The organism is Microcosmobacter mediterraneus (assembly GCF_031846265.1).
GTDB lineage: Bacteria > Bacteroidota > Bacteroidia > Flavobacteriales > Flavobacteriaceae > Microcosmobacter > Microcosmobacter mediterraneus.
Window position 1 is genome coordinate 140,340 of record NZ_JAVRIA010000004.1, and the last position, 23,764, is coordinate 164,103.

A 23,764-nucleotide genomic window follows, 5' to 3' on the forward strand; every position below is an offset into this window, starting at 1 on the left:
GTAAACATCTGTTTATGAATAAGAAGCTACAATTACTCTTATTGCTATTTCCTTTTTTAAGTTTTAGTCAATCTAATTTTAAAACGTTTCAATCTACTCAAAGAGTAACTATGGGAACTTTTATTACAGAACTTAAACAGAGCAATGACTTGTCTGATGAATATGAGTTTGTAGTATTATCTGATAAAACTGATAGAAATGGAATTTCTCATGCCTATACACAACAGTATTACAAAGGCATTCCAATAGAAAATGCGTTTTATAGTTTTCATTCTAAAAATGGATTTATGGTTGCTTGTAATGGATCATTAAAAAATGAAATTTCATCCAATACTATTAATCCAACTATTTCACCAAATTTTGCATTAAATATAGCTGTTAATAGTATTAGTGCAAAGCAATACAGTTGGCAAAACCCGAGTTTATTTAATGTAATAGAAAGTGAGAAATCTAAACGCTTTTCCTCAGAGCCAATACCTGAATTGGTATATTATGAGGTTGGTTCCGAATTTAAGCTTTGTTTTAAAGTAGAGGTTTTAGCTCTAGAGCCTCAAGGTCGTTATTTAGCCTATGTTGATGCTAATACAGGTGAGGTGTTAAATACTATTAATATCTCAACTCATGTTACAGGAACTTGTGAAACCAACTATCATGGTGTTCAAGATATTGATTTCGATGAAACTAGTCCTGGACAATATCAGTTAACAGATGCTACAAGAAATATTCAAACCTATCTATTACCAGACAACAGTATTGATTATAATTCTGCAACAATACCCACGAGCAGCTTTATAGATTGGAGTGATATTAGTAACAATAATGCACTAGATGTGCAATGGAGCTCGCAAGTAGTATATGATTACTTAAGCTTAAACGGAATTCAAGGCTATGATGGACAAAATGCACCTATCATTAGTTATGTCAATTATGGCAATTCAAACGGGTCAAAAAACAATGCTTTCTGGAATGGTACATTTCTTACCTACGGAAGTGGAGGAGGAAATGTGTTTCCTGGACCATTAACATCCATGGATGTTGTAGCACACGAAATAGGACATGCAGTTACTGAGAATTATGGAAATGGTTTGTTATATTTTGGCGAATCTGGAGCTATGAATGAGTCGTATTCAGATATCATTGCTGCAGCTGTAGAGCATTATATTAACACGTCTGGAAATTATAATGGTTTAATGTTAAACGAATGGCTCATATCGGATTTAAATGGAGATGGCATTAGAGATTTGAGTAATCCAAACACTAATGATAAACCAGATACATATGAAGGTGATTTTTGGGCAGATACGTCTAGCAACTTCGACAATGGAGGAGTTCACATTAATAGTGGTGTTGGTAATTTTTGGTTTTATTTATTAGCCAATGGTGGTTCTGGCACCAATGATTCAGGATTCAGTTATAGCGTAAATGGTTTAGGCATTGATCTTGCTTTTGAAATTGCTTTAGATGCTTATAACTATTTAATTTATACCTCAAGTTATGAAGATTGGAGGAGCGTTACAGAGTTTGTTGCTGGCTTAAATTATGAGTGTTCTGTAGTTCAGGAAGTCATAAAAGCTTGGGAAGCAGTTGGTGTGGGTAATTATAATGAATCTTGTTCTTTAATTGCACAGATAGACATGCTGGATGTTACTCAATTTTGTATAGGTTCTAATATAGAATTTACAGGTGCTGTTGGTTTTGAAGGTGTGTCATCTTGGTCTTTAAATGGAGTACCACAAGACTCTAATATAATATCATTTTTAGATGAAGGCTTTCATGCTGTAACATTAACTAATACTTATCCAAATGGAGGTATTGCTACTGATGAAATTGAAGTTTACATAACAGAATGCTCACCAATACAATCTCATAAAAACAAATGGTATTTTGGAAATGGTTTTGGCTTTGATTTTTCAACAGGTATTGCAGAAAAAACCAACTATCCTTATCAAACAAGTGAAAGTACTATAGTCTATTCTGACGATCAAGGAACGGTAAAATTTTATATTGCAGATATAGACTTAGATAATACTTCAGAATCAGGATTAATTGATCCAACAAATAATTCTGTAGTCACAAGTTTAGATCCTATTAATCTTTCTTCATTGCAACTTGGCACAGCAGTTTCTAACCCTCAAGGTAATTTAGTTAATGTGCTTATGGCTAATGGAATTGAGAATTCAGCAGTTGGGTTATATAGATTAATTGTAGACGTCACCAACCCTTCACCAGAAGTTAATTTAGGATTGGCACCTGTTGGTTTTCCTAGCGGATATCAATTAAATGATGATGGTGCTATATGGTTGAAGGAATCATTGATATCCATTCCTTCATGTAATGAAAACATTTTTTGGATAATAGGTCAAAGTAGAAGTCCAAGACGAACCTTGGTCTATAAACTTGATTTCACCTCTAATATTCAAGGAGATTTAATTTTTGAACAAGCTTATAATAACGAATTAAACGTTTCTAATCCATCAATTTTTAGCTTTGAGGTTTCACCAAATGGCAACTATATTTTTGCATTAAATAAATTATTTGAGTTTAATAGACAAACAGGAGAATTAGACTTTTTAGTAGAAATTCCTTTTGAAGATTTTCCTTCTCGATATACTAGTTTTGGACCAAATTCAAGGTTTTTATATTTAGAAGAAGGAGATAAAATCTATCAATATGATGTTTTAAGCAATGATATCCTAAGTTCTCAATCTTTGATTTATGAATTAGAAGCTCCAGTGTCTGTTTTAGATATTAAGTTAGGTCCTGATAATAAAGTCTATTTCAGTCATAGGCTTGAAGAAGAGGCTATTAGTTTACCTGTAAGGTATGTTGGAGTAATTAATAAACCAGATATTAAGCAAGTTAATAATTCAGTTGCAGTAAATCCAATTGCTTATAGATTTACTCCAGGTTTCTTTTTTGTTTTCCCAAGTTTTTCTGAAGCCGAAAAAGTAGACGTGGTTCCACTAGATTTTAGTTATGGTGAAAATGGTTGTTTTAATGTTGCATTCAATTCATCTGGCTGTAGACCTTATTACAATTGGGATTTTGGAGATAGTAACTTAAGTAATCAACAAAATCCAGAACATACCTTTAGTGGTACAGGAGATTACGAAGTGAGTTTAACGTCTGTGGTTTCTGGAGTAGAAGTAACGGTAACTAAAACCATTACTATAGGTTTTGATACAACAGGACTAGAAGTTCTTGGACCAGATGAAGCTTGTGAATCTGATACTATTTTAAATGGACCACTTAATTTCTCAGAATATCAATGGTCGTTACCTAATGGTGGAGGAATCATTAATAACCAAGGCGATCAGTTTGTGAATATTACTTGGGATTCATTAGGTGATAAGTTAGTACATTTAATAATTACTAATGACGAGGGTTGTACTGCATTACTAACTAAAACTATTACAGTTTTAAACGTGGATTGTGATTATAACTTAGGAGTGCAAAAAAATTTAGTAATTCAAGAAGTATCTATATATCCTAATCCAACAAGCAATAATTTATTTGTAAAAGCCAACACCTTTATAGAAGCCTATTCGATATATGATTTAAAAGGAAGCCTCTTAGGCAATAAAACTCTTGTAGAGGAGAATCTTAATTTTAAAATTGATGTATCTGAATTCTCCCAAGGTGTATATTTCATAAAGTTTAGTAATGAGAATTCATCAATTATTAAACGAATAATTAAAAATTAATACAATTTCATATTCAATTCATTTTCCCTACATTTAAGCAAATCAACAACTTATGCTTAAAAAGGTTTATGCAAGTGCTGTTTTCGGCGTTGAAGCCTCTACAATTACTGTAGAAGTTAATGTCGATTCTGGTATTGGTTATCATTTAGTTGGTCTTCCAGATAACGCTATCAAAGAAAGCAACTATCGTATTGCTGCTGCGCTACAGAATAATGGCTATAAAATTCCTGGCAAAAAGATTACGATAAATATGGCTCCAGCTGATTTACGTAAAGAAGGTAGTGCTTATGATCTTACTCTTGCAATTGGTATTCTTACAGCATCTAAACAAATACAAGCTGAAAACTTAGAAGATTATCTTATCATGGGAGAGTTATCTCTTGATGGAAGCTTGCAACCCATTAAAGGTGCTTTACCAATAGCTATCAAAGCCAGAGAAGAGGGCTTTAAAGGTTTTATTCTGCCAAGTCAGAATGCTAAAGAAGCTGCTATAGTTAGTGATTTAAAAGTTTATGGTGTTGATAATATTAAGCAAGTCATTAATTATTTTGATAAAGGTGATGCTTTAGAACAAACCATTATAGATACTCGGAAAGAATTTTATAAAAGCTTAGATTTTCCTGAGTTTGATTTTTCGGATGTAAAAGGACAGGAAAGTATTAAACGCTGTATGGAAATTGCAGCAGCTGGTGGACATAACATTATTTTAATTGGTCCTCCAGGATCTGGTAAAACGATGTTAGCAAAACGATTGCCTAGTATTTTGCCACCAATGACCTTGCATGAAGCCTTAGAGACTACAAAAATTCATTCTGTAGTTGGGAGAATTAAAGAACATGCAGGACTTATGGCGCAACGACCATTTCGCAGTCCACACCATACCATTAGTGATGTGGCTTTAGTTGGAGGAGGAGCCTATCCTCAGCCAGGAGAAATCTCTTTATCTCATAACGGCGTTTTATTTTTAGATGAACTACCAGAGTTTAAACGTAGTGTTTTAGAAGTGATGCGTCAACCATTAGAGGATAGGGAAGTCACCATTTCTAGAGCTAAGTTTACAGTAACCTATCCAAGTTCGTTTATGCTAGTAGCTAGTATGAATCCGAGTCCAGGTGGTTATTTTAATGACCCTGATGCTCCTGTAACATCTAGTCCAGCTGAAATGCAACGTTATTTAAGTAAAATTTCAGGACCATTATTAGATCGTATAGACATACATATAGAAGTAACTCCTGTACCTTTTGAAAAACTATCTGATGAGCGCAAAGGTGAATCTTCAGTAGATATTAGGAAACGTGTTACCAAAGCAAGGGAACTACAAACTGAACGGTTTTCAGATTTAGAGAATGTACATTACAATGCACAGATGAACACTAAACAAATTAGAGCGTATTGTAAGTTAGAACCTTCATCCTTAGAACTACTTAAATCAGCTATGGAACGACTCAACTTATCAGCAAGAGCCTATGATCGTATTCTTAAAGTAGCACGTACGATCGCTGATTTAGAACATTCCAATGATATTACAGGCAATCATATTAGTGAGGCAATACAATATAGAAGTTTGGATAGAGAAGGTTGGTTGGGTTAATATTATTAATCTTTCAAAAAATAATTCTCGCCGACAGCAGTAAGCTCCCATTTAAAGGTTTCTGTATTGAATGAGTAAGATGCGGAGGCTAATTGTCCTTTATCATTAATTTCAAAAGCCATAATGGTTCCGGCTCTAGATATATCCATATAACGATTATCATCTATTGGAAGTAACTCGTATTTTGGTAACTCTGTTGTTTCACTTTTACGCTTGTAAAAAAAGGCGTTGTTTTCAATCCAAAATTCTCTTGGACCATAGGTACCAACATATTTTTGATGCTGTTGTACTAAGGAATCAATATCTCTTTCTTTTAGATATTGAATATGCTTTAAATAATTTTTTAAATAATCATGTTTAGGGTTTTCTTCAATAGCAGTCTTGTAGAGTTCTTCGGCACTAGCAAAGTCTTTTTTATCAAAGGCCTCATGAGCTTTTTGTATAGTTTCATCTTCTTTCCAGTACCAAAAAGATGATGATTCTTTATAATTAAATACAGTACTTTTTATACCAATGACTTTTCCATTATCGTTTAATGCAAGATTATATTTATAAGTTACATTATTTAAAAAACCATTTACTACTGTATTAGGACCTGCTGGAAGCAGTGCATCCATAGCTTGATTTTTTACATGCTTAATTAATCGGTTATTATCGATCCAAAAGGTAAAAACTTGTTCGTTAAAACCAGATCGATAACGACCTTCAAAATGCTTAAATTTAGAAATATCATAACCATTTTCTTTTATATAAGCTACAGCAGAGTCATAAACATGTCGCTTGTTATTGTAGCTAGGATAGAGTGTTTTTACATCCTCAAGAAGTTCTTTTACTTCTTCAATTTCACCTTTAAATAACAAAGGCTGTATTCTAAATATTTTTAAATTAGGGCTAATAAGTTCATACTTTTTAATCTCATTTATAAGCATATCATCATGACCACTTACCATGGCTGCTACAGCTAAATTGGTTCCAGTCTCTGGCTTTGGATCTATATCAAATAAACGCTCAGAAGAGCCAAAAAACTTCTCAGTTTCTCGTGTTTCTCCATAGATACTAAATAATACATCGTTGTAAAATGCGTTGTGAGGATCAACCTCTAATTGCAATTGTACTTGTTCTTCGGCATCCTCAAAATTCTCATAAGCAAGGTTACGTTGAATATTGACTTCTAACTGTTTTTGTAATGGAAGACGTTGTCTATATTCAAAAGCTTTATCAGTTAAATCTTGGACTTCTAGTTTGCCTTGACTAAAACGCAACCTTCTCTTTGCAAATTCTAGATAAGCTAAGGCAAATTGGTTGTCTAATTCTATTGCTTTGGAATAATTTCCTTCAATATACTCACTAACAGCATTAAGGGAGTTACTCATAAATTCATTGATAGGGTAATCTAAATAACGCAAGGTCTTAGTTTCTACAAAACCTGAGTTCTCAATAATAAATACAGTAAGTTCGTCTATAAGTGCTAAGAAGTTATCTCCTGAGACAACTTTCTCTTTAAGTATTTTTCCGTTAGTTGCTTTTCGTTTATACGCTTTTATAGTATAGATATCATCTTCCTTCTTATAAGTGCCATCAATATAGAAATCGTTAAAGAGTGATGATTCTTCAATTTTTGTGGATGTATCTGTATAGAATGCAAAGTCTGGACTTATACTTTTATTTTGCTTTAAATCTTCAACTAATAACTGACCAATACCATAACGCATCCAATCTAAGGAGTCTATTTTGGTATCGTTTTTAAAGCCATAGATAGGAATGCCTATTCTAAATTCTTCTTTTGTAATGATGGCTTTTTGAGCACTTCCTTGATCATCAGTGTAATTAATTTCTTTTGTGGTGGCACCTAAATCAGTACTTCCAAAACCAAAGTATAATCCAACTGCAACGATGAAAATATTGAGTGGAAAAATTATCTTCTCCCTTAATTTTAAGATACGATTATTTATGCGTTCTCTGTGGAAAAAATAAATTAGTAAGGAAGGTATAATACCAATGAATATCCATAAAAGAACATCTACCCAATATGGTGAAATACTATATCTGTTTAGTGTCCAGTCTACAAACTGTAAAAAAGTCCAAGCAGCGACCAGATAAGCTGCTAAAAACTTAAAAGTATTAAACCACTTTTTCTTATTCATTTTAATTAAGCTGAATTCATTACGAATATAATGACAATTTGTGATTTGTTATAGTTATGCTATTAAAGTTATATGTTAAAGTGATATTAATTGTATTTTTATGACACTAACTTTTACAAAACCATGAAGAAATTATCTGTTATCTGCTTTTTACTACTTACAATTATTTCTTGTAATAAGGAAAAACATATAGTAACAAGAACATTAGCCGAAGTTCCAAAATTAGATTTAACTGAAGCTAATCGTTTAGCTAAATTACCTTTGCACTGTATGGATACCGAATATCCTAACCGTTTAGGGCAAACCCTAGGAGATTCTTCATACTTAAAATCGCCCAAGGCTTTGCATCCTGCCTTTTATGGATGTTTTGATTGGCATTCTGCCGTTCATGGTCATTGGAGTTTAGTAAGTTTATTGAAGCAGTTTCCAAAACTTGATGATTCTGAAAATATAAGAACTAGACTTTTAACCAATATTTCTAAAGAGAATATTGAGCTAGAAATTGCATATTTTGATGATAAACATAATAGTACTTTTGAGCGTACTTATGGTTGGGCTTGGTTGTTAAAACTCGCTGAAGAATTGCATACTTGGAATGACGACACTGCAAGAGAATTAGAAACCAACCTTCAGCCATTAACAGATTTAATTGTTGGTAAATACATAGAATTTTTACCAAAATTAAATTACCCAATTAGAGTAGGAGAGCATCCTAACACAGCTTTTGGGCTTACCTTTGCTCATGATTATGCTATAGCTGTTGGACATAAAGAGCTACAGAGTTTAATAGAAAAACGAGCCAAAGAATTTTATAGTAATGATCGTAATTGTCCTTTAAATTACGAGCCAAGTGGTTTTGATTTTTTATCGCCTTGTATGGAAGAAGCAGCAATAATGAAACGAGTATTGTCTACATCTGAATTTAAAAAGTGGTTTAAAGATTTCCTGCCAAATGCGATTAATCCAGACTTTAATTTAGATACTGGTAAAGTGTCTGATCGTAAAGATGGTAAATTAGTGCATTTAGATGGAGTTAATTTTTCTAGAGCATGGAGTCTTAATATTATAACCAAAAATTTACCAGAATATGAGCATCTTAGAGATATTGCAAATCTTCATATTAACTACTCGTTACCAAGTATTGTAGATGATAATTATGAAGGTGGTCATTGGCTTGGAAGTTTTGCTATATATGCGTTAAACTCCGTTAACCATGATTAAAAAGTGGATGCAATCCATAGGTCCAGGTCCTTTAATTGCAGCGGCTTTTATTGGTCCAGGAACAGTAACAGTTTGCACATTGGCAGGAGCCGATTTTGGATATGCCTTAATTTGGGCTATGTTAATTTCTGTGGTAGCTACTGTTGTATTGCAAGAAATGTCTGCACGATTAGGTATTGTATCTCAAAGAGGACTTTCAGAAGTCATTAAATCTGAAATAAAAAATACGTTTTTTAAGCGAATAACAATACTCCTAATTATATCTGCTATTGTTATTGGTAATGCTGCTTATGAAGCTGGTAATATTACAGGTGCTGTTTTAGGCTTAGAATCTATTTTTGGTAATCATATTTTTGAGTTAGGTTCAGTGTCATTAAATTATTTTTCAGTATTCATAGGTTTTTTGGCCTTTTTACTTTTGTATTTTGGAAATTATAAAATGCTCGAAAAAGTACTGATTAGCTTAGTTATTTTAATGAGTATTGCTTTTGTATCTACTGCCATCATAACTAAACCAGATTTGACATCTATAGCTAAAGGTATCTTTAGTTTTAAAGCACCAAAAGGTAGCTTGTTAACCATTATTGCGTTAATAGGCACAACAGTTGTACCATATAATATTTTCTTGCATTCTGCATTGGTAAAAGAGAAATGGAAAAATGCAAAAGATCTTAAATTAGCTCGACGCGATACTATTATTGCTATTGTTTTAGGAGGCTTTGTATCTATGTCTATTATTATATGTGCAGCTACGATTAATGTTAACGAACTTAATTCAGCATCTGATTTAGCCTTAGCCTTAGAACCTTTATTTGGCGATAACGCAAAGTACTTATTATCTATTGGATTGTTTTCTGCAGGAATTACAAGTGCTGTTACTGCACCTCTAGCTGCAGCTTATGTAGCTACAGGATGTTTAGGATGGTCTACAAATTTAAATACGAAACGTTTTAGACTAATTTGGATCGTCGTTTTATTATTGGGTGTCATATTCTCTAGCACAAGTATAAAACCAATTTTGATTATAAAATTTGCACAGATAGCCAATGGACTATTATTGCCAATAGTTGCTATTCTGTTACTATGGATTATGAATAAATCGTCAATATTAGGAAAACATAAGAACACACTATTTAATAATAGTATTAGCTTTATTATTGTAATTATGACTGTTTTTGTAGGATTAAAAGGAATTTTAAAGGTGTTGAGCTTAATATGAAAATTATAGATATTAATGCTGATGTTGGTGAAGGTGTAGGTGACGATGCTTTGCTAATACCATTAATTTCATCATGTAATATTGCTTGTGGTGGACACGCAGGGAATGAAGAGTCTATGCGAGAGACTGTAGAGTTAGCAAAACGTCATCATGTAAAAATTGGTGCACATCCTTCATTTCCTGACAAAGCTAATTTTGGAAGGGTTATTATGGATATATCTTGTGCAAATTTATACACAAGTTTAAAACAACAAACTAGAAATTTAATTAAGATTCTAAACGATGAAAATTTGAATCTTCATCATATAAAACCTCATGGTGCACTTTATAATTTAGCAGCTAAAGATGAAAAAATTGCTCTTGTGATTATTGAAGTTATTAAGAGTATTGCCATGCCAATAAAGCTATATGCACCTTACAATTCAGAGATTTCCAAATTAGCCTTAAAGGAGAACATTTCTGTAACTTATGAAGCATTTATAGATAGAACATATAATGATGATTTGTCATTGGTAGAACGGTCTAATATTAATGCAGTTATTACAAATAAAGAAGACTCGTTTAATCATTTGCTTAGAATGGTTAAAGCGAATAAAGTAAAAACAATATTAGGATTAGAACAAGTAATTAATGCTGAAACGTACTGTATTCATGGAGATACTAATAATGCTCTAGAAATTTTAAAATATATTCATTCTAGAGCATTAAATGCTAACATTAGAATACAATAATATCATTTGAAATATCAACTTCAATATAAACCCTATAACGAGAATTCTATTCTAATTCAATGGCCTTCTTTAATTGATGAGAATATACTATCAGATATACTAAATTTTAATCAAATACTTCGAGATAATTTATTTAAAAAAATACTTTACATTAATAATGCATACAATTCATTATTAATTGTTTATAAAGAATGTGAATTTAATTTTAAAGAAGAAATTAAAAGCATGGAGTCATTATATTCTTCATCTTTAAATTTAAGTAATTTTCAATATAAATTATGGGAAATTCCTGTGTGCTATGATGTTTCATTTGGAGTTGATTTAGAACTACTTTCTAGAGAAAAACAAATGTCTATTAATGATATGGTTTCAAAGCATACGTCTAGTTTATATACTGTTTATTTTATAGGTTTTCTTCCTGGATTTATGTATTTGGGAGGACTTAATAGCGATCTTTATTTTCCTAGAAAAGCATCACCAAGACAATATATAGCTAAAGGTTCTGTTGCTATAGGTGGAATGCAAACTGGAGTTTACCCAACTTCAAGTCCAGGTGGATGGAATATTATTGGTAATACACCTATTCTTTTTTTTGATGTAACAAAGGACAGTCCTTGTTTTGTATCTGCTGGAGATAAAATAAAATTTGTAGCTATAGATCATAATGAACACGAGCTTATTACTAAGCAAATAGCATCTGGTAGTTATAAAATTAAAAACCATTTATATAATGGTTAAAGTTTTACAGTCTGGATTATATTCAACAATTCAAGATCTTGGAAGATTTGGATTTCAACACCTTGGAGTTCCTTGTTCAGGTGTTATGGACCAACACTCAGCACGTATGGCAAATTTATTATTAGCTAATGATGCAAATTGTGCAGTTTTAGAATTAACAGGTAATGGTCCAAAATTAGAATTTACGTCAAATACCAACATTGTGATTACTGGAGCAAATATGTTGCCAATGATCAATGATAATTCAGTTTTAAATGATTCTGTTATAAATATTAAGGGTAATGATATATTATCTTTTGGTAAACGAGTTTATGGTCTGAGAAGTTATATTGCAGTTAAAGGTGGATTTAAAACTAAAGCGGTTTTAGGTAGTAGGAGTATGTATTCTAAAATCACGAAAGAATCAACAATTAAGCGAGGAGATTATTTACCAATTGCTGACTGTGATGTGTTATTAGAACCTAACTTAGCAAAGCTCAAAGTTCCTAATATAGATTATGAGAGTAAAGTCATAAATGTTTTTAAAGGTCCTGAGTTCGATTTGCTTAATATTTCTACAATTAAAAAATTGCTAGAAAAGGAGTTTAAAATATCAAACTCAAGTAATAGAATGGCTTACAGCCTAAATGAAAGCATTGAGAATTCACTAAATTCAATATTAACCTCAGTTGTAATACCAGGAACTGTGCAATTAACACCTTCAGGTCAGTTAATTATTCTAATGAGAGATTGCCAAGTAACAGGTGGTTATCCTAGAGTTTTACAACTTTCTGAAGAAAGTATAAATAAACTTTCACAAAGAAGTGCAGGGAATAGCATAAAATTTAGACTAAAAGCGCAATGATGTAAGAAAAATATGGTCTTTTTGTTAAATTCTTTTTTTTCTAAGTTTTATATTCAATACTTTAGAGGTAAACATTAATTAATTCAACTAACTTAAATTCTTATGAAAAATTTCGGAACATTATTACTAGGCTTAGTAATAGGAGCACTCGCTATGTATTTTTATTGCTGTAAAACAGATAATACTGAAAGTTTAGAATCCTTAGTTAAACCAAAAGGTCTTATCACACCAAAAGAAGCTAAAACTTTAGATCAAGCTTTTAATACTCGACATCAATTAATAAGTGACTCTATTGTTAAAAAGACAAATGGAGACAATAGATCGTCTTGGTATGCTTTAGAAGACATTAATAACTATATTAAGTATGCAGACAGTCAAGCGACTAGCCTAGGTTACACCTTAGATGGTTTAAGGATTTATGCTGGAGCTCATGCTAGTACTCCTAAAGAGGTTGGTCTTACAACTATGTTTTTTATACCAACAGGTTATAGAACAACAGCCGAAGGTAATTTGTTGCCTTTTAGCACAAGGCAAGGTGTAGGGGATATCCCTGGAGGTGATGGTTTAAATAAAGGAAGTGGAGGAGTACCACCTGGAGCTAATTACCCACAATAAAATTGGAAGAATTTCTAAGAGCTAATTATGGTTTACTAACTCATGGTGTTGAATTAACATCTGCTATTGTTGGACTTTCTATGTATAAAAAGTTCAGAGGTAGTTATGTAAAATACTTTATTTGGTTTTTATGTGCAGTAGCTTTAATTGAACTTATTGGAAGTTATCCTAAATATTTTATAAAATGGGATTTATATCATATAATTGAAAACACACTAATTGAAGAGAATTATTGGTGGTTTGAGTTATTATGGTCTTTAGGTGCCACAATATTTTTATCTTGGTATTTACAGCAAGTTAATTCAATAGCTTACTACAAGAACGTTATTAAATATATTCGTTATGTATTCATAGTTGTAACTATAATATATTTGTTTAAAGATTGGACTGCCATTTTTTATCCAGATTCAAGTTTTATTGGAGTAACTGGTTCAATAGTTGTAGTATTTTCAGCATTTTTATTGTTTTTAGACTTCTTGTTGAGTGATAAAATACTGATTTTTTTTAAAGACATTAATTTTTATATATCATCAATTTTATTTATTTGGTATTTATCCACGACTTCTTTAGTGTTTTATGAAATCTATTTTGATAAAGCCGATTGGAATTTTGTATTCTTAAAGTGGCAAATTTATTTAATTGCAAATATGTTTATGTATCTCTCTTTCTCAATAGCTTTACTATGTTGCAAACCACAGAACAAATAGTTTCAAGCGAGGCAGAACGTTATATGCTTGTGTATATGATTTCTGCAATGATGATAATCACTGTTATGGTTATAGCCTTTTTTGTTGTTTTTCAAAAAAGAAAAAACAAGATTCTTTTGAGTAAGTTTGAGCAACAACGTGCCTTTGAAGAAGAGCTCACTAAAACACAATTAGAAATTCAGGAGCAAACACTTAAAAATGTTGGACGAGAATTACATGATAATGTTGGGCAAATGTTAGCCTATTCTAATATGCAATTAAATGCTTTAGGCGCAACTGTTAATGAAGAAATTAAACCAAATATTGAGAGTATTCAATCTGTTATAAAAGAAAGTATTGAAGAAGTAAGAGGGCTTTCAAAAACTTTAAATAGTGATGTTTCATTAAAGTTAGGGCTCGTAGATTCTCTAAAAAACGAAGTGAATAGAATTAACAGGTTAAATTCAATCAAGGCTAAGTTTACGTCATCTGGAAATCAACAATCTATTAATAATCAGAACGATGAAATTTTTATTTACAGAATACTTCAAGAGTTTTTTTCTAATACTATAAAATATAGTGAAGCCGAAACCATTTCAATTAGTCTTAATTATAATAAAGATAGTTTGAATATTGAAGTTTTGGATAATGGAAAAGGTTTCAATTTTGAGTCTATAGAAATAGGATCAGGACTGATTAATATGAAAAGTAGAGCAGAACTTATAGGAGCTGAGATAGACATAAGATCAAAATTAAATGAAGGTACTTCTTTAAGTTTAAATTACCCTTTCAAATCAATCTAAACACGCTTTCCATGTAGGATCATTTGGTAATGGAGCTACTATAGAAATAGGCTCTTTTTTTACAGGATGAGTAAACTCAAGTTTTCTGGCATGTAAATGAATGCTTGCATCTTTATTACTGCGATCAAAACCATATTTTAGGTCACCTTTTATTGGTGAACCAATGTGTGATAATTGTGTTCTTATTTGGTGATGGCGTCCAGTTTCTAGGTTAATTTCTAGCAAATGGTAATTATCTAACGACTTAATTAGCTCATAATTTAGAATTGCTTTTTTACTCCCTTCAATTTCTTTAGAGTAAACAGAAGATTTATTGTTTTTAGGATTTTTCTTTAGCCAATTAATTAATTGATCTTTAGTTTTTGAAGGTTTGTTTTTAACTATAGCCCAATAGGTTTTAGTAGTTTTTTGTTCTGCAAAGAGTTTATTTAATCTTGGTAAAGCTTTACTAGTTTTGGCAAATAAAACAATACCAGAGGTTGGTCTGTCTAAACGATGAACAACACCCAAATAAACATTTCTAGGTTTATTATATTTATCCTTAATATAAGATTTAACAACTTCACTTAAAGGTTTATCTCCAGTTCTATCACCTTGAACTATATCTCCAGCACGTTTGTTTATTACGATGATATGATTGTCTTCGTATACGACTTGAAGGTTCTTTTTATTGGATACGATTTTAGTATTCTGAGACACTAATATTGCTCTTTGTCATTAGGAAAATCAACTGCTTTTACGTCAGCAACATATTTTGAGATTGCAGCAGTCATCTCTTCATAGAGATTCATATAACGACGAAGAAATCTTGGATTAAATTCATGAGTCATACCAATCATATCATGTAAAACTAAAACCTGACCATCAACACTATTTCCAGCTCCAATTCCAATGATAGGAATACTTACGCTTTGCGCTACTTGTTTAGCAAGCTTTGCAGGAATCTTTTCTAATACGATTCCAAAACATCCAATGCGTTCTAACATTTTAGCATCTTCTATAAGTTGTAAAGCTTCTTGTTCTTCTTTTGCTCTAACCGTATAAGTTCCAAACTTATATATAGATTGTGGTGTTAATCCTAAATGACCCATAACAGGTATTCCTGCATTTAAAATACGCTTAATAGATTCTTTGATTTCTTTACCACCTTCTAATTTAACAGCATGACCACCACTTTCTTTCATAATTCTAATGGCAGAGCGTAAGGCTTCTTTTGGATCGCTTTGATATGATCCGAATGGCAAATCAACAACTACTAAAGCTCGTTCTACAGCTCTAATTACAGAAGAAGCATGGTAAATCATTTGATCTAAAGTAATAGGTAATGTAGTTTCATGACCAGCCATGACGTTACTTGCAGAATCACCAACTAAAATAACATCAATTCCAGAACCATCAACGATTTTAGCCATAGTGTAATCGTAAGCAGTAAGCATAGATATTTTTTCACCATTGCTTTTCATTTCAACTAATGATTTGGTAGTAATTCGCTTATATTCTTTTTTTGCTACTGACATTGTAATACGTTTTAAGTTGTATTTGTTATAATTTAATAGTTAATATGGTTACCAAAGAATCACACTTTTTTAGTGTTATTTTAACAGGTTGTTCTTTGTAGGTATTATCAATGACGTAAGATTTACAGGGTTCAGTTCTGGTTTCACTTTCTGAGAAATCTACATTTCCATATCGAATAATATTTTTAACAATTGTGCTATCTAATTCCTTAATGGACATAACTTTTTTAGCATCTTGAGAATATTCTTTTTTCAATCCTGCTAAGTGTTTTACAGTTCTGGCATTAGGTCCATAATCACAAGATGCTTTTTTTCCACCTAAAAAAAACATTAGTATTACGATTCCTATAGAAACTCCACCCAAGTAGTAGCCAAGTTTTTGTATAAATTTCATTTAAGGTCTAAAAAATTAGAAGATTTACATCACTGTGTTTTAAATCGAACCATTCACCAACAGATTTGCTTGTTAAGATTCCGTGGTAAAAATACAATCCGTTTTTTAAACCTTTATCAAATCGTAAGGCATTTTCTATACCACCATCTTCTGCAATTTTTAGTAGGTAAGGTGTGAAGATATTACTTATTGATACAGAGGCAGTTCGAGAATATCGAGCAGGAATATTAGGAACGCAATAATGAATAACACCATTGTGCTCAAATGTTGGATTATCATGAGTAGTAACTTCACTAGTTTCAAAACATCCTCCCATATCAATACTAACATCAATAATTACAGCACCACTTTTCATATCATCTACCATAGCTTCAGTAACAATAATTGGTGCTCTGTTATTGCCTCTAACTGCTCCAATAGCAACATCACATCGTTTTAGTGCTTTAACTAAATTTTTTGGCTGCATCGTAGATGTAAAAATGGTTTTTCCTAAGTTAGTTTGAAGGCATCTTAACTTGGTTAAAGAGTTGTCAAAAACTTTAACATTAGCACCTAAACCAATTGCAGAACGCGCTGCAAACTCTCCAACAGTTCCTGCTCCCATAATAACAACCTCAGTAGGAGGCACACCAGTTATATTACCTAACATTAGGCCATTACCTCCATTAACATTAGACAAAAGTTCTGAAGCAATTAGTATGGCAGAAGTGCCAGCAATTTCACTTAAAGACCTTACTGCAGGATACGCACCATCTTCATCTCTAATAAATTCAAAAGCTAAAGCTGTTATTCGTTTTGATGCTAAGGCTTCAAAATAAGATTTATCCTGTGTTTTTAATTGTAACGCAGAGATCAGAATAGTCTGTGGATTTATAAGTTTAACCTCATCTAACGATGGTGGTTCAACTTTCAATATAATTGGACAAGAAAATACTTTTGCAGTATCCTTTGTAACTTCTGCACCAGCTTCACTATAATTTTTATCTTTAAAGTTAGCACCTTTTCCTGCGCCAGACTCTATCATAACACGATGACCATTGGCAACTAAAGCCGAAACTGCATCTGGTGTTAAACAAACTCGTTTTTCTTGAAAATGAGTTTCTTTAGGAATACCTATAAATAACTCTCCTTTTTTCTTTAAAATTTCAAGGGTTTCTTCTTGTGGTAGAAGTTGCTCTTTGGTGAATGGTGATAAGGATTTGCCCATTTTAGTTGTAATTGAAAATTCAAATTACAAATAAAATTTCAGTTGTTAAACACAAAGTATTAGAATAGTGTGTTTAATTAATTAAAAGAGTATTAAAATAATAATGATTTTAATAACAATGGTTAGAATAGTATGTGCACAACAAAGTACTTGAGTAGCAAACTAGCTCAATGATGAAGTAAAAATATTCTAGTATTTAGTTTTCGTAAAGATGACCTTCTTGGAAGTCTGAACTATCACTATCAACCTCAAAAGGGTTAGAGTCTAATAACTTTCTGTTTTCAGCTTTTAATTTGTACATTTTTATCACTGCAGCAGCAATAAAAACAGCAAATACAGAAGCTGTAACAATAAGAATTATAGTGAGTTGTTTAGTCGTAACAAGTAGGCTTATGTTAGGTAAAAGCTTTGTCATAATAGATTTGGATTATGAGGCTAATATACAATTTAATTTGAATTGGTAACTATGTTACTTAGTTATTGTTACGTATTTTATTAAGGCTATTCTCAACCAATGCGTTGAGATATCAATAAATTCAGTAATTAACTGATTGTCAGACTTTGTTAAAAAAAACAAAATTTATCAGATTCACACAAATTTGTAAGAAAGCTACTTCATTTTATTCGATTTTGAAGTAAAAATAGACCTTGTAACAAATTCAACAAAAACACTACTAATAATTTGAGAAATCATTTTAAGGAATGGTTTTTTTTACCGAAATTGCTTATCCTAATAATTTGTATAACTATTAACTGTATCATATATGTCAGATGATTTTGATTTACTAGAAACGAACTCACAAGAAAAACAAGAAAAAGTAGACGTCAATTGGGGAAAAGCCATTGATCAAATGAAGTCTAAATTAGCACAGGAGGATGATCCAGAAATGCGTCAGAAAATCCTAAACGCTACGTTAGATGATGTTGTTCATATGGCTGAGAAAGATAGAACTACTTTATTAGATGCTATTAAAGACCTAACAGATTATCAAGATGAAGTTGGGATAATGTTTGAAGGGTTTTCTGCATTAAATGCTAGTGAACAAAAAATTATTGATGATGCCATAAAACGTTTAGAGCGTGCAAAGGTTGAACTTGAAGATGCAAAAAATAAACCAGATACTTGGTGGAATAACCTTTGGGGAAGAAAGGGTAAAATTAGAAGTGCTGAACAAGAGTTGAAAGATGCTGAAAAGCAAAGAGCTTCAGCAGATAATAAAGCTAAAGCAATGTTTCAGCAACGTATTGAAACGGCAGATGTGCAAACACTTTTAAATGAATTATCATATAAAAGTCAAGCAGCAATTAAACGTCTTAAAGATCGTGAACTAGAAATTAAAGAGGTCGAAGATCGTTTACAAGATGCCATTGTAGAAGCCAGTAAAAACCATACAAAAGCTCTAGAAAAGAAAGATGAAGTAGAAGCTAAATTAGAAGAGCAATATGCGCTTTTAAAACAAGCTAGGCAAGCCCTTGAAGATGTTGCTGATAAGCAATCCACTGAGTATTCAGAAGCATTATCAAAGGTTACAAAATTAGAACAGGCTGTAGAAGAGTTAGAAGGTTTAAAGAATGCTTATACAACTTTAGCTGCAAGTAAAGATAGTTTTGTTCATAAGCATAATCTTACTATAAAGGTATTAACCTCACTAAGAAGTAATTTACAAACACATCGTGCTAAATTAAAGAGTGATACAGATGAGCGTCTTAAGTACTATGATGGTTATGTTGTAGCTTTAAAAGCACGTACAGATCAAGAATTCGCTGCAATACTTGAGCATTTAGGTGTTAAAACAGATGAGCATATCGGAGAAACTTTAGCAGCAATGCATACTGCCAGCGCTAAAGCACGTCAAGAAATGATGGATAATATTCCAGTGCACGAAAAAGTAATGCAAGGTGTTTACAGTACGTATGCTGAAGCATTACAAGAAATTAGGAATAAGGATGTTGAAATTCAGAAGAATTTTGCAGACCGTTATGGTATTGACATGAAAGAGATATTTGAAGAATATTATAAAGCAGATGCTACAGCACCAAGTGGTGATGGAGGAGCAGAACCTGAAGGAAATTCTGAACCAGAGGCTTCAGATGATGACTTACTAGGATAATATATTTACAATATTGAACATATAACCTGGCGATAACCTCGTCAGGTTTTTAACGCTAATATTTAGACATTATCATATAATTATATGATTGTAACGCCATTAGACTCAGCACAATTAGACTCTAAAGAGCAATATGTATTCTATCATAAAATGGTAGACTTTGCACTTAAGGAGTTAATTGTAAGTACACAAAAACAACAACTTTGTAATGAGATTGAGTTAGTATTTTTTAAACAATATTGCGATTTATTATTGTATTCTATAGAAGCTATGCGTGTAAAATACATGTATGACGAAGAAGATAATATGAAAATTGATCTCACTGAATCTGGCTTTCCTAATTATTTAGAGTTTAGGTATTTGTTTAATGATTTAGCATTGCGAGAAGAGTATAAAAACAAATTAACAGATGTAGAAGCGCTGCAAAATGAGTTTTTGGATACACTAATGCGAAGGAAAGTACCAATTTCTAGACGTAAACTTTTTCAAGCAGCATCTATAGTCTATTATACTTCAGTAGAACAACAATTTATATTTAATCGTTTTGTACAAGGTAAGATAGTTGAAGCTCCAGAAGATTCACAAGGAGAACATATGATCAGCTGGAGTTTTTATGATGTGGCACACAACAGACCATTTTTCTGCTTTATGTATTTTGATTACGATGGTAAAGATCCTAATAAAGACAGACTCAAAATTTACGAAGCATTAAAGCAGTCAGCAGATAGAGATATGCAAATGGATGCTATGGCGTATGCAATAGACAGAAAAATTGAGGATGTATTGCCAAAGCATATAAAAAGAATAGATGTAGGTCCACTTCATAATGTATTTGCCAAAGATGAAAATACAATTACGCACAATATATTAGATAGCATTGCAAAAAAAGAAGTGCCTTTAGAATCGTTTGCGTTTTCTATGACTATAGACGAAGTATTCTCAGGAAGTGAATTTAAAGAAGGTGGCTTTTTTACAAAAAAAACGTTACAGAATTGGAGTACACCATTTCAACAAAAATATGTTTTTGCACCACATAGAATTATACAAATGCTTTATAATAAAGCACCAGAAATAATGAACAAATTAGCCAAACCTCCATTTCAGGTTGCTGATTTTAAAATGAAATAAATTTCTATTATGAAAAATATAAATCTAATATTTACAATAGTTATTCTGATGTTTAATGCGTCTTTATTTGCTCAACAAGAGCCTAAGGAAATTGTGGAAAAATTTTTTAAAGAATTCGAAGAGAAGAGTATCGCAATTGCTTTAGATAATTTATATGAACAAAATAAATGGATAAGTCGCTCATCAGATGCAATTATCCAATTAAAAAGTCAAATGGAAGGACTTAATAAGGATTTTGTAGGTGAATACTATGGATACGAATTAATTCTAGAAAAGAATATAAACAATTCTTACAAGCTTATGAGTTATCTTGTTAAATACAATAGGCAGCCTATTAGGTTTACTTTTCAGTTTTATAGACCAAACGATACTTGGCGTATTCAAAGTTTTCAGTATGATGGTAACATAGACGATGAATTAGAAGAAAAGGCTAAATTATATCATTACCGAATGAACTAATTTTTATTACAAAACTAAACTATACTGCTAACTGAATACTGTTAATTGAATACTAAGACATGCAACATAACTCAACATTTCCAATAAAACAAAATGAGCTCGACATGCTCAGAGACGAAGCTACCTCTTATCTTAAAAGCGTGCAATGGGAGCAAGGCCAACGCGCTAAAAATAGAGACAAAGATGTTAAAGATGAGTCTATTCTTTTATACCTATCAAGAGCTAAAGGTAATGGTGCATCAGATGTGGTTTCGGTATCTAAAACGGTTTTAGGATTAAAAAAACGTTTACTACCAGAATCAGTCGCCTTACCGCCTTATTTAAATGAAACCTTATTTTATGTTCAGGAAGCTTTGACTTTAGGCATTTGGATTAAGGATAGTTATTATGATTCTTCTGGTTTATCTACACTAAATGAAAATAAGTCAGCTCTAGATAGTTCAGGCAAGCAAGAATATGAAAGTAAAATGCTTACAGCTACAGCTTTTATGTTGTTTGCAATAGCATATAAAGTTTTACATGATTTAAAACCTCATGCCTCAGACGATTTAAGTGTCATGAAGCAAAAGTTTGCAGGTATTCCTGAAGTGTCATTTTTATCACCTTTAAAAGGAATTTCTTGTGCCTTGTTTTATTATGATAAATACTTAGATCATCCGCAAATTATTACAAAAGACAAGGATGTTATCGATTTTACAGTGGTTTATTTTGAAGGGCTTTTAGACGAAATTCAATTGCGAAAAAATTCTTTAGAATATACTGATACCATTACAGATAGAGCCTATAAACTTGAAAACTCCGATTTTGCTGTTGATGGCTGGAATAATGTGTTTTCAGGATCTGCAGTTAGTGTGGAGTTTAATAAAATTCAGTTTGAACAAATTGTAGGTAATAAGGATGCAAAGCACTTTGCTAGACGTTTAACAGAACGATTATTAAGTTACGATTTTGAAGCTAAAATGAATCCATTTCAAGAACTAGGTGGATTTATGCCAGTTTTTATGGGTTATGGTATTCCAGGAACTGGTAAAAGTATGTTGATTGCAGCTATAGCAACACGATTAAAAGAACATAGTGAGAACTTAGAAATACCATTTTTATTTCACCCAATGCCAGATACTATTGTAAGTACATTTCAAGGTGGCTCTGCTGAAAAAATGGTAGAATGGATGAAACCTTTACAGGACCCAACACGACTCATTTTTGCGCCTATTGATGATGCAGAAAATAATTTACAAGAGCGTACTGCACAAGGTGTTTCTGCTGGTGTTAAAGAAGTCATAGGAGTATTTTTAAGATACACTGAAGGTGCTTATGCGGTTAACTACGGAAATAGCTCAGTTGGTTTGTTTACAAACCTCCCAGAAATGTTAGATAAAGCTGTGATTTCTAGAGTGCAAGGACGCTTTAAAATTGATGGAGCACGTAATGAACACGATTTTGTAGATCAGGATCATTTATGGTGGCGAAAACTTGATGAAACGATGCCAGATTTTGTAAATATGAGTGATCCCAAAGATTACAACTATTTAGACGATCAGAAAACAGTAAAAAGTTTAGGCGAAATTTTAGATAAATTTAATAAGCCAACAGAAGAACGCGTTTTAGAAACCTTTGATAAAGTGTCTAAGACCTATAAAGGCAACGAGCATATGTTCTATGCGCATTTATATACAGAGATTCAAAACGTATTTCCATTCTTTTCATCTAGAGATGTAAGAAACATCCAAAAAGCCGTTTCCTTGAGATTAACAGATTTTGATTTAGAACAAGATTGGTTTGAAAATCCTGAGGTGTATTTCAAAAAAGATTACGACACCAAATTTGGAATGCTCCAAGAGTTGATGCGAGCAAATATGAAAGGTTTAGATTTTGCAGACATAAGAAAACAAGAAGTTATTAGATATTTGGATAATGTAGCAACTATTGCTGACACTGACTTTAAACGTAAAGTAGATGCTAGAATAAATCAGTTAAATATTGAGACTGAAGCTAGGGAACAATTTAAAAGTAGAGATTAAATACCAAGCAATGGAAGAGAAAACCAAAAATACTAATTCACCTTCTATACAAGAGATTTTATCGATTGGCTACATATACATACTTATTTTAGGTATAATACATAATGCTATTTACTTTAATCTTATTGATGTAAATTATTTAGAGTATGCTTCAGTTTTAGATGTTTTAATTAGTCCCGTTAGTGTTATAACATCTAATATGAAATCGTTATTAGCCTTTATATTTATTATTGTTTTAGCAATTTTATACACCAAAGTTATTGTTCCATTAGTCGTAAAATGGAGACGGAAAAATCCAAAATATCAGGAGGGTAAAAAATTAAAAAGTATTAATACTTTGGAGAGTATGGCTAAAAGTAATTATGCATTGTTTACAATGATGGCATTATTTATTTTTGGATACTTTATTGGATTTGGAATTGGTCATGGTGGAAAAATAAAAGATAGCATTGCCAACGATACTATTGAACATAACATTAAAGTGGAATATATTAATGGAGAAACAAAAGATGTGAAACTTATTGGAAAAAATAGCCTTAATATTTTTTATATTCAAAAGGGTGATAAGACGGTTTCCATTTCTCCAATTGAAGGTAATGTGATGAAAATTCAGAAATTAGCTGAATAGATA

At 31.8% G+C, this 23,764-nt stretch carries 21 protein-coding genes; 15 read left to right on the top strand and 6 right to left on the bottom strand.

Annotated features, from left to right (window positions below):
• Nucleotides 1-14: 14 nt before the first annotated feature.
• Together RM697_RS08890 and RM697_RS08895 are read left to right on the top strand one after the other, a co-directional pair.
• Entirely contained in the window at nt 15-3,704 is a 3,690-nt protein-coding gene (locus tag RM697_RS08890) for a M4 family metallopeptidase (protein ID WP_311427527.1), read from the top strand.
• A 52-nt stretch (nt 3,705-3,756) separates the two neighbouring features.
• On the top strand, nt 3,757-5,295 hold the full coding sequence (locus RM697_RS08895) for a YifB family Mg chelatase-like AAA ATPase (RefSeq protein WP_311427528.1): 1,539 nt from the start codon (nt 3,757-3,759) through the stop codon (nt 5,293-5,295).
• Between the two features lie 5 nt (nt 5,296-5,300).
• Here the strand turns inward: RM697_RS08895 and RM697_RS08900 are convergent, their stop codons facing one another.
• On the bottom strand, nt 5,301-7,439 hold the full coding sequence (locus RM697_RS08900) for a tetratricopeptide repeat protein (protein WP_311427529.1): 2,139 nt from the start codon (nt 7,437-7,439) through the stop codon (nt 5,301-5,303).
• A 123-nt stretch (nt 7,440-7,562) separates the two neighbouring features.
• Between RM697_RS08900 and RM697_RS08905 the strand changes: the two genes are divergently transcribed.
• The 8 genes from RM697_RS08905 to RM697_RS08940 all read left to right on the top strand — a co-directional run bounded on the left by RM697_RS08905 (nt 7,563) and on the right by RM697_RS08940 (nt 14,296).
• On the top strand, nt 7,563-8,660 hold the full coding sequence (locus tag RM697_RS08905) for a DUF2891 domain-containing protein (RefSeq protein ID WP_311427530.1): 1,098 nt from the start codon (nt 7,563-7,565) through the stop codon (nt 8,658-8,660).
• Nucleotides 8,653-9,879, top strand: coding sequence for an Nramp family divalent metal transporter (locus RM697_RS08910; RefSeq protein ID WP_311427531.1), 1,227 nt, complete (start codon nt 8,653-8,655; stop codon nt 9,877-9,879). Before RM697_RS08905 ends, RM697_RS08910 begins: the two co-directional genes overlap by 8 nt.
• Nucleotides 9,876-10,610 (top strand): 5-oxoprolinase subunit PxpA, encoded by a 735-nt coding sequence (gene pxpA, locus RM697_RS08915; protein WP_311427532.1) that lies wholly within the window; start codon nt 9,876-9,878, stop codon nt 10,608-10,610. Before RM697_RS08910 ends, pxpA begins: the two co-directional genes overlap by 4 nt.
• Nucleotides 10,611-10,616: 6 nt before the next feature.
• Nucleotides 10,617-11,348 (top strand): 5-oxoprolinase subunit PxpB, encoded by a 732-nt coding sequence (gene pxpB / locus RM697_RS08920; RefSeq protein WP_311427533.1) that lies wholly within the window; start codon nt 10,617-10,619, stop codon nt 11,346-11,348.
• Nucleotides 11,341-12,192 carry a 5-oxoprolinase subunit C family protein gene (locus RM697_RS08925; protein WP_311427534.1) on the top strand — a complete coding sequence of 284 codons (852 nt, stop codon included), beginning with the start codon at nt 11,341-11,343 and terminating at the stop codon, nt 12,190-12,192. Before pxpB ends, RM697_RS08925 begins: the two co-directional genes overlap by 8 nt.
• A gap of 102 nt (nt 12,193-12,294) precedes the next feature.
• Entirely contained in the window at nt 12,295-12,807 is a 513-nt protein-coding gene (locus RM697_RS08930; protein WP_311427535.1) for a hypothetical protein, read from the top strand.
• A 2-nt stretch (nt 12,808-12,809) separates the two neighbouring features.
• The gene (locus RM697_RS08935) at nt 12,810-13,514 is read left to right on the top strand and encodes a hypothetical protein (protein WP_311427536.1); all 705 of its coding nucleotides are present in this window, start codon (nt 12,810-12,812) and stop codon (nt 13,512-13,514) included.
• Nucleotides 13,490-14,296: a sensor histidine kinase gene (locus tag RM697_RS08940; RefSeq protein WP_311427537.1), complete on the top strand. Its 807-nt coding sequence runs from the start codon at nt 13,490-13,492 to the stop codon at nt 14,294-14,296. The genes RM697_RS08935 and RM697_RS08940 overlap by 25 nt, the downstream gene beginning before the upstream one ends.
• On the opposite strand, the gene RM697_RS08945 is transcribed toward RM697_RS08940, so the two are convergent.
• The 5 genes from RM697_RS08945 to RM697_RS08965 all read right to left on the bottom strand — a co-directional run bounded on the left by RM697_RS08945 (nt 14,288) and on the right by RM697_RS08965 (nt 17,829).
• On the bottom strand, nt 14,288-14,995 hold the full coding sequence (locus tag RM697_RS08945) for an RluA family pseudouridine synthase (protein WP_311427538.1): 708 nt from the start codon (nt 14,993-14,995) through the stop codon (nt 14,288-14,290). The two genes, RM697_RS08940 and RM697_RS08945, sit on opposite strands and share 9 nt — an antisense overlap.
• Entirely contained in the window at nt 14,995-15,813 is an 819-nt protein-coding gene (gene panB, locus RM697_RS08950; RefSeq protein ID WP_311427539.1) for a 3-methyl-2-oxobutanoate hydroxymethyltransferase, read from the bottom strand. Before panB ends, RM697_RS08945 begins: the two co-directional genes overlap by 1 nt.
• 25 nt (nt 15,814-15,838) lie before the next feature.
• A complete protein-coding gene (locus RM697_RS08955) occupies nt 15,839-16,207 on the bottom strand; it encodes a hypothetical protein (protein ID WP_311427540.1) in 369 nt (122 codons plus the stop codon).
• Nucleotides 16,208-16,214: 7 nt separating this feature from the next.
• Nucleotides 16,215-17,414 carry an alanine dehydrogenase gene (locus RM697_RS08960; RefSeq protein ID WP_311427541.1) on the bottom strand — a complete coding sequence of 400 codons (1,200 nt, stop codon included), beginning with the start codon at nt 17,412-17,414 and terminating at the stop codon, nt 16,215-16,217.
• Between the two features lie 196 nt (nt 17,415-17,610).
• Nucleotides 17,611-17,829: a hypothetical protein gene (locus RM697_RS08965; RefSeq protein WP_311427542.1), complete on the bottom strand. Its 219-nt coding sequence runs from the start codon at nt 17,827-17,829 to the stop codon at nt 17,611-17,613.
• Nucleotides 17,830-18,178: 349 nt separating this feature from the next.
• Here RM697_RS08965 and RM697_RS08970 point away from each other — a divergent pair, with 349 nt between their 5' ends.
• The 5 genes from RM697_RS08970 to RM697_RS08990 all read left to right on the top strand — a co-directional run bounded on the left by RM697_RS08970 (nt 18,179) and on the right by RM697_RS08990 (nt 23,761).
• Nucleotides 18,179-19,525 carry a coiled-coil domain-containing protein gene (locus tag RM697_RS08970; protein ID WP_311427543.1) on the top strand — a complete coding sequence of 449 codons (1,347 nt, stop codon included), beginning with the start codon at nt 18,179-18,181 and terminating at the stop codon, nt 19,523-19,525.
• A gap of 84 nt (nt 19,526-19,609) precedes the next feature.
• Nucleotides 19,610-20,653, top strand: a complete 1,044-nt coding sequence (locus RM697_RS08975) for a hypothetical protein (RefSeq protein ID WP_311427544.1) — start codon at nt 19,610-19,612, stop codon at nt 20,651-20,653.
• Between the two features lie 9 nt (nt 20,654-20,662).
• Entirely contained in the window at nt 20,663-21,112 is a 450-nt protein-coding gene (locus tag RM697_RS08980) for a hypothetical protein (protein ID WP_311427545.1), read from the top strand.
• 59 nt (nt 21,113-21,171) lie between these two features.
• The gene (locus tag RM697_RS08985; protein WP_311427546.1) at nt 21,172-23,133 is read left to right on the top strand and encodes an AAA family ATPase; all 1,962 of its coding nucleotides are present in this window, start codon (nt 21,172-21,174) and stop codon (nt 23,131-23,133) included.
• Between the two features lie 10 nt (nt 23,134-23,143).
• Nucleotides 23,144-23,761: a hypothetical protein gene (locus tag RM697_RS08990; protein ID WP_311427547.1), complete on the top strand. Its 618-nt coding sequence runs from the start codon at nt 23,144-23,146 to the stop codon at nt 23,759-23,761.
• Nucleotides 23,762-23,764: the final 3 nt, after the last annotated feature.